Raw genomic sequence first — 6,710 nt, 5'->3', positions numbered from 1 at the left:
GCAGAAAAAGTTCCGTCGGTGCTGAATAATTCAGCGTCGGCCAACAGGCCGCTGGCTCCATCGCCTCCGGTAATCAGGATGGCGCCAGTTTGAAGCAAAACGGCGGAAGCTCCGCTGCGGGCCTGCGCCATTGATGCGGTTGGAGCCCACGTGCCGCTGGCGACTTGCAACACGTACCCTTTCAGCAGCACTACCGCACACAACACCGCTGCGAGCAAACACACCAGCTTAAGTGCGCGTTTCATGTCCTGTACTCCTTCGCAATGCTGTCAGAACGATCGGGGGTCGAGAGAAATTGCTCAGGCGGGGAGGATTCTTGCGGCAAGCAACTACAAGCCTTCAAGGTAGGTTGGGGTCTACAATCTACTGCCGCAGCGAAGTAGAAAAGCCCATGGCGCACCGAAAATGGCCCCTTGGTGACCATGTCCCCTTTTCGTCGCGCGCGACTCCGCCTCACTCTCACCTCAATTGGGTAGCTCTACGCGGGGCGGCAGAACTACACTTGGGAATTGATAGCAGACTGTCCGCCAAACCCGAGGCATTCTCAATTCGGTGGGCTAGTGAACAGCAGGGGCACTATATGCGGTTTATTTTCAATCTATAGGGCGTGGGCAGAAGGCTTGCGGACAGGCATGCCGTTGCTTGCATCACTTGCGCTTCGCTCCTTTGTGTTTACAGTAGTTACCAAATAATGGGCTCGATTGTTCAAAAAAATGCCCTCCGCGTGGTCAAACCGGGGCGGAAGATTCCGCACCTTCGCCTGGTAATGAGACTTCTAGTTCCGCCGTAATGGACTACTGTGGCCCGCGGAAACATTCCAGGGCGATAGCTCCCGCTCGAACTCGGCAATCAAGGCAAAGATGCCGAATATCAAGCGACCATTGGGTGTCGAGGTGTCCACGCCTTCGTGCAGGCTCACAAAGTCAATCCCCAAAGCGCGGAACTCTTCGAGCGCGTTCACCAGCTGGCGCAGGCTACGGGCAAAGCGGTCGTAGCGGTAGACAACCACGGCATCCACCAATCTCTTGCGGCAGTCGGACAGCAAACGGTCTAAGGCCGGCCGGTGTTCTTTGGCACCGCTAAATCCTGTGTCAACGTATTCGCCGGCGAGCTCCCACTCGCGCCGCTTGCAGTAGGCGCGCAGCTCGTCAAGCTGCATCTCGGGGTTCTGCCCGTTGTGTGTGCTCACCCTGGCGTAAATCGCTGCGCGCTTCATCGTTTTTCGCCCTTCTGGCGCTTCGCCGGGCGTCCTCCGAGTTTAGCCCACCGCGATAGCTCTTCTTTCGAGTGTTTGCGAGCCCGTGCCAGGCCACCCAGCCGCGCCCAAGCCTTCCGCTGCTCACGGGTTGTCTTTTGAGCACGAGCCTTTCCTCCTAGTCTTCCCAGGGCCGCGGCATGAGGATTCTTCCTCGGCATGAACCTATCTTACTCATCGCTAAGTAAGATTGTCAAGAGAAAAAGCAGGGTGTTGATCCCAAGGTGGGAAGGAAGGGAGGGTTGGATTCGACGCAACGTACCAAAGGGCGCCCGCGCAAGCCCCTTCAACCGCTTGATTTTTCAGGCTGAACTCTGGCTGTCTCAGGCTGTGCCAAAGGATGTGAGGCTGTTGAAAAACTGCGCCAAATCCCGCTATCGCTCGTTGAGAGCGCATTTAAGTGACTGATTCTTCGTTTGGCAAAAAGTACTCGGCGACCCCCAAAAGAGTTTTTCAACATCCTCATGTGATTTGATGCGGAAGATACCGGTTTCCTCAGGCTGGCTGAGCTCTCTGGTTTCTGCTGAACCTAACCGAGCGTGGACATCTCACCGTTTGCCCGGCAAGATAGAACTCGCCCAGAAGATGGGGTGCTCGGGCAAGGCGGCGTTTCTTGGCCGAGTTGTCACTCTACGGATGTCCCATTTCGGCTGGAGCTCATCATGTGTTGATATTGCGGAGTCAAGCCCGGCGTGGAACGGACGGCCAGGCGAAGGTTGTGCGCACCGCTCCACAGGGAGGCCGTGGTGCCTGCCACTTGAGGCAGCCACCACAACCGGCGAACCCACGGCCGCTGGCTTTTCATCATGCGCCTGCCCAGATAGTCGAGCAATCCCGGCCCAACCTGGACTGCCGCATACAGTCCGTTGGAGCTGGCGAAGGGACGCATCAGGGGATTCATTTCGTAGCCTTGCCCACTCTCAATGATCCGGCGGGTAGACCACGCATCGAAGGTGGCGGCGCTATGGTGCACAACGGTCAAGACATACCACAGCCGCTTCGTCCCTCTCGTCACCGTTTTTACTTGGTAATCTAAGGACTCCCCAGGAACGGCTACTCCGTGCGTGTAGGCGCCTAGCGCGGACGAGCCAGCACTGCCCGCAGGTTGCGGCTCAACATGGTCGCGCAGGAAAAGCGCAGGCCCAGCAGGATTCTCCTCCACCAGCCCGAATGGCTTCGACAGATCGCCCCGCGTCCAAAGGCTGGCCCGATTCATGAAAGGTGCCGCGTCTTGGAGCTTAGACCTAAAAGACAGCTCCGGGTCTGGAGCCGACGCCTTCTGGCTGAATTGGCGTGCTGCTGTGGACTCGATTTGAACCATGGGGGCGTCGGCCCGGTCAACCTGAAATGTCAGGGTTAGAGGAATTCCCGGGCCCTGGAGGAGCAAGACTGCAAGTGCGAACAGCATGGTCGTCGGGTTTCCTTTGGTCGCAAACCTCCGTATCCTGCTTGCAAACCGCCGACCAAGGGCGACGAAAGTTGGCTAGCGTTGGGCTACTCAATGGGGGGTAAGATGTCCTGGACCTTCTAACGCAGGACTTCGCGAATCAGAGTAAAGCCGATAAACGGAGAGCGAATCCCCAGATGACGAACCGGCGTACCGCAACGCCCAGCACCTATCCGAACGATTGCCAAACGAACAGGATTAAGGCCTGCAAGTCACTCCGCTCGGCGCCGATGCCTGGGCTGGCACCCTGGAGCTGTAGGTTGACGGCGAAGAAGTTCGTCGGTACCGACCAAGCCATCAAATCTCGCTTGCCGGCGAGGGTGGAAGGATTGATCCCAAGAGATCAGAAAAGTTTTCGCGGTCGGCTTGGTGCTCACTAGGAAAGGCCCCAGGTCTACGAGGTGTGAAACCTCCAATGGCCAATGTTGTTTAAATTCTTTCTTTTCAGCTAGGCGCTAGCCTATCTCTAGATGTTCACTGAAAAAAGATGCATGGGTAATTCCCAGGACTCCTGGCAGTTAACTTGCTGTGCAAGCGGGGAGGTCGTCTTCCCGGCGGAAGCCCCGCTGTCGCGGGGCTGGCGTCGTGTTTTGGGTGCTGGGCAGAGGGTGTGCACAATGACCACGGCCATGATCGCAGTACCGCACGCTTTGGGAGACCTCGGAATTCGCAGAAATCTGCTCGAAGACCTCGCCCTGAAAACCCTTTACCTTGAGGGTGAGCTTTCCTTGCGCGAGCTGGCCGAGCGGATGCGGCTCAGTTTCGGTGTCGTGGAAGAGATCTTTCAGCGCATGCGCAAAGAGCAGCTCTGTGAAGTTAAAGGGATGATCGGAGGCGTCCACCGGGTCGCCACCACGTCCCAGGGAAAAACACGCGCGCTGGAGTTGCTCTCCCTGAACCAGTATGCAGGCCCGGCCCCGGTATGCCTCCCAGCCTACGTCAGCCGGGTGCGAGCACAGAGCGTGCGGAACGCGGCTGTGTGTCCGGCCGACGTTCACCGGGCGTTTGATCACCTGGTCCTATCCGACGAGACGCTGGCACAACTTGGCACCGCCGTGGTCTCGGGCACGTCCATCTTTCTCTACGGTCCCACCGGCACAGGGAAAACCAGCCTTGCTGAAACCCTGCCCAGCATCTATCACGACAGTGTTTGGATTCCTTACGCGGTCGAGATCGATGGCCAGATCATCACGGTCTATGACTCCGGAGTCCATGAACGAATTGACCAGCCCGTGCCGCCGGACAGCGACGGTCGCTGGGTTCTCTGTCGCCGGCCGCGGATCATCGCGGGTGGCGAGCTGACGATTGAAATGCTGGACCTGCAGTTTAATCCGGTCACCAAGTTCTACGCCGCGCCCCTGCAGATGAGGGCGAACAATGGAGTACTGATTGTGGACGACTTCGGCCGCCAACGCGTGCGACCTGAGGAGCTGCTCAACCGTTGGATCGTCCCCCTCGATCGTAGAATCGACTTTCTTACCTTGGCAGGAGGGAAAACGTTTGAGATTCCCTTCGATTTGTTTGTTGTTTTCGCCACGAATCTCGATCCTGCCAAACTGGCTGACGAAGCCTTCTTTCGGCGGATCCAAAACAAGATCAAGGTGGACTACGTGACCAAGGACAAATTCCACGAGATTTTCCACCGCTTCTGTTGCCGTTCTGACCTCGAGTACGATGCCACTGTGGTCGAGCACCTCATCCATATCCTTTCAAAGGAATTGAATGAGCCACTCCGCGCTTGCTATCCACGAGACATTATTCAACAGATCTGCTGGATGGCGCGCTACGAAGGAAAACAACCGCACCTGGATCAGGACACAGTGGCGAAAGCCTGCCGCAACTATTTTCTTGTATCTTAAACAGCCTAGCGCTTCGCTCCTTCTTTGGGCAGCGCCAGGTACCCGACAACTTCATTCTGGCGAATTTCAGAAACAACCATCTCCAAGGGAAACGCAAAGCCGGAAACATAGAACTCTACCTGCTCTTGTAAGGCCCGGTCCTTCATCTCGATCCACTTCTCCTCAGCGAACACCGCCATGGTGTAACGCTGTTTCTTGAGGTCGGTGCTCTTGAGCTCCATCCAAACGGATCCAATGCGTTGCCGGCCCATTTTCCTGCGAAGCTGGAAGGGGAGTTGGATACGCTCGAAGCGCTTCGAGAGTTGCTCCAAGCCCTCGCGGGTGCGGGCGATTTCGCCGCGTTGTGAACCTAACTCTCCGACGGTATCACCGAGACGATTGCTGGTGGCTTCCCAGGCCTCACGATTCGCCGCGACGTCGCTCTGGAAGGTGTTGACTTCCTGCTGCAATTTTGAGAGGCGTGAATCGGTTGCAGGGTTGGTTGCGGCAGGGGTGCTCGCCGGTTGCCGGGAGATTGACAACGCCCGCGAGGGGGGTGGCGAAGCTGGCAAGGAAGGAAGAGACTTTGTAACGGCTGGCTCTGTCTTTGCCGCAGCCGTGGCCGATTCCGGGGCGGCTGTTTTGCGCCGCTTCTCAAGCTGGTCGAGCCGCTTTTCAATCTCTTCAAGCTTTTTGACGATTTGTGCACGGTCTGGATTCCCTCCGCCAATCTCGGGAATCCCGTTCGCCCTCACGTACCGGTAGCCTGTAAACCCTACCACGCCAAGCACGGCCACCAGGAGTAGCGGCCCAACGATCGAAGCTGCGGGCCGCGGGGAATTGCCACGCTGCGTCACGAAAACCTGACGATCAATCTTTGTTTCGTCCATACACAGCCTTCCTTAAAAACGAGTAGATGGCATCCTGCCTAGGCGTAAACGGACGTGTGCCGGATAGCGTTGCTCCAGAATCATCACTAACTCCCGCTTCTCCTGCGGCAAGAGGTCAACTTTGCGCTGGCCGAATTCCATCTGAGGCCCGCGCATTTCCACTTGGTAGTTGCCCGGCGCTAGGATCAGCAGCACCGGAGTAGTCCCCACCAGTTCGCCGTCAATCCACACGTGGGCCCCGTTCGGCACCGACCGTAGCAGAAGCTTCGCCGCATCTTTTCCCGCGCGTTCCTCAAGCGCCCGCCGGTTGATGACGTCGATCGGCTCACCCGTTCGGGCTACCAGGTGCTGGAACTGTGGATCTTTCTGCGGAGAAGAGGGAAGAACGACCTTCTTGGCAGCATTGGCCGCTGTCGCGGCGGCTCCCATCTTGGCCGTAACTCCAGCGTACTCGGCCGCCGCCTGTGCCCCTGCGCTGCCCAGGCCAATCAACACCCCAAGAGAGAGCAGAAAGGCCCGCTGTGCACACCTCAGGATTGCCGGATGCGTTTCCTTGCAGCGCTTGAGTGCATGGCTCATAGCAGTGCTCCCCAACCCGCGCAAATGGTATCCATCTTGCCCGAGCAGACGTTGGAATTGCTTCCCCGTTCGACTTAAGTTAAACAAAAACAGCGACAACGAGGCTTACGGTGGCACTCTGCCCTGCGCGACCAAATACTGGGCGTAGAGCGCCGCCAGTAATCCGGCCAGAGATAGCACGGCCACAACCCAGGGCAAAATGCCAAACGGTTCGTGCTGGCTATGGTTACCCATGGATAACCTTTCCCTCTCTCCTCCTTGCCAGCAGGAGCCGTGCCAAAGTCCTCCGCGGAGGGGGCCTCTGTCGTGGTTATATGAGAGCTGAAGAAGAGATTCTGGCTCTGGATTCAACGTTGTGGAGGACCTCTGGGGACGAGGCGGTTCCTGGCGCCCAGAATCGGACAATCATGTCGAGAAAGTGTACTCAAACGGAGACGCATCGGCTCAGGAGGCCATGAACCTCCGCGATTTCAAGGCGCCTACCCTGCTGCAGTTCTATGGAGATGAGCTAGGCGGACTCGCAGTTTGGCTCTCGACCTTTTGAAAGGGATAGTCGTCCGAGCCAACGCCGGACGACAGGCGAAGCTCAGCCCAATGGGAGAAACACAGACGGGGAACTGCTTGGTGGCCACGCCGGCCGAGCACAACTCCCCAGCATCCTGTTTGGCTAAGAGTGTTTGACTAAGCTTGGCTGATGCGGT

At 57.6% G+C, this 6,710-nt stretch carries 7 protein-coding genes; 1 reads left to right on the top strand and 6 read right to left on the bottom strand.

The features are described 5' to 3' along the window. The 3 genes from VIH17_02135 to VIH17_02125 all read right to left on the bottom strand — a co-directional run. Positions 1-245, bottom strand: a 245-nt coding sequence (locus tag VIH17_02135; GenBank protein ID HEY4682032.1) for a kelch repeat-containing protein, incomplete at its 3' end; no start/stop codon positions are given. A gap of 530 nt (positions 246-775) precedes the next feature. Beyond that, positions 776-1,216: a recombinase family protein gene (locus tag VIH17_02130; protein HEY4682031.1), complete on the bottom strand. Its 441-nt coding sequence runs from the start codon at positions 1,214-1,216 to the stop codon at positions 776-778. A 664-nt stretch (positions 1,217-1,880) separates the two neighbouring features. Next, on the bottom strand, positions 1,881-2,270 hold the full coding sequence (locus VIH17_02125) for a hypothetical protein (GenBank protein ID HEY4682030.1): 390 nt from the start codon (positions 2,268-2,270) through the stop codon (positions 1,881-1,883). Between the two features lie 1,049 nt (positions 2,271-3,319). On the opposite strand from VIH17_02125, the gene VIH17_02120 reads away from it, so the two are divergent. Then, positions 3,320-4,561 carry a hypothetical protein gene (locus VIH17_02120; GenBank protein HEY4682029.1) on the top strand — a complete coding sequence of 414 codons (1,242 nt, stop codon included), beginning with the start codon at positions 3,320-3,322 and terminating at the stop codon, positions 4,559-4,561. Positions 4,562-4,566: 5 nt separating this feature from the next. Here the strand turns inward: VIH17_02120 and VIH17_02115 are convergent, their stop codons facing one another. From VIH17_02115 to VIH17_02105, 3 genes are all read right to left on the bottom strand, one after another. Beyond that, positions 4,567-5,430: a hypothetical protein gene (locus tag VIH17_02115; protein HEY4682028.1), complete on the bottom strand. Its 864-nt coding sequence runs from the start codon at positions 5,428-5,430 to the stop codon at positions 4,567-4,569. Positions 5,431-5,442: 12 nt separating this feature from the next. Continuing rightward, entirely contained in the window at positions 5,443-6,009 is a 567-nt protein-coding gene (locus VIH17_02110) for a PEGA domain-containing protein (GenBank protein ID HEY4682027.1), read from the bottom strand. A gap of 105 nt (positions 6,010-6,114) precedes the next feature. Then, the gene (locus VIH17_02105; protein ID HEY4682026.1) at positions 6,115-6,243 is read right to left on the bottom strand and encodes a hypothetical protein; all 129 of its coding nucleotides are present in this window, start codon (positions 6,241-6,243) and stop codon (positions 6,115-6,117) included. Positions 6,244-6,710: the final 467 nt, after the last annotated feature.

The organism is Candidatus Acidiferrales bacterium (genome assembly GCA_036514995.1).
In the GTDB taxonomy this organism is placed as follows: domain Bacteria; phylum Acidobacteriota; class Terriglobia; order Acidiferrales; family DATBWB01; genus DATBWB01.
This window is presented reverse-complemented; position numbering and strand designations above follow the sequence as displayed.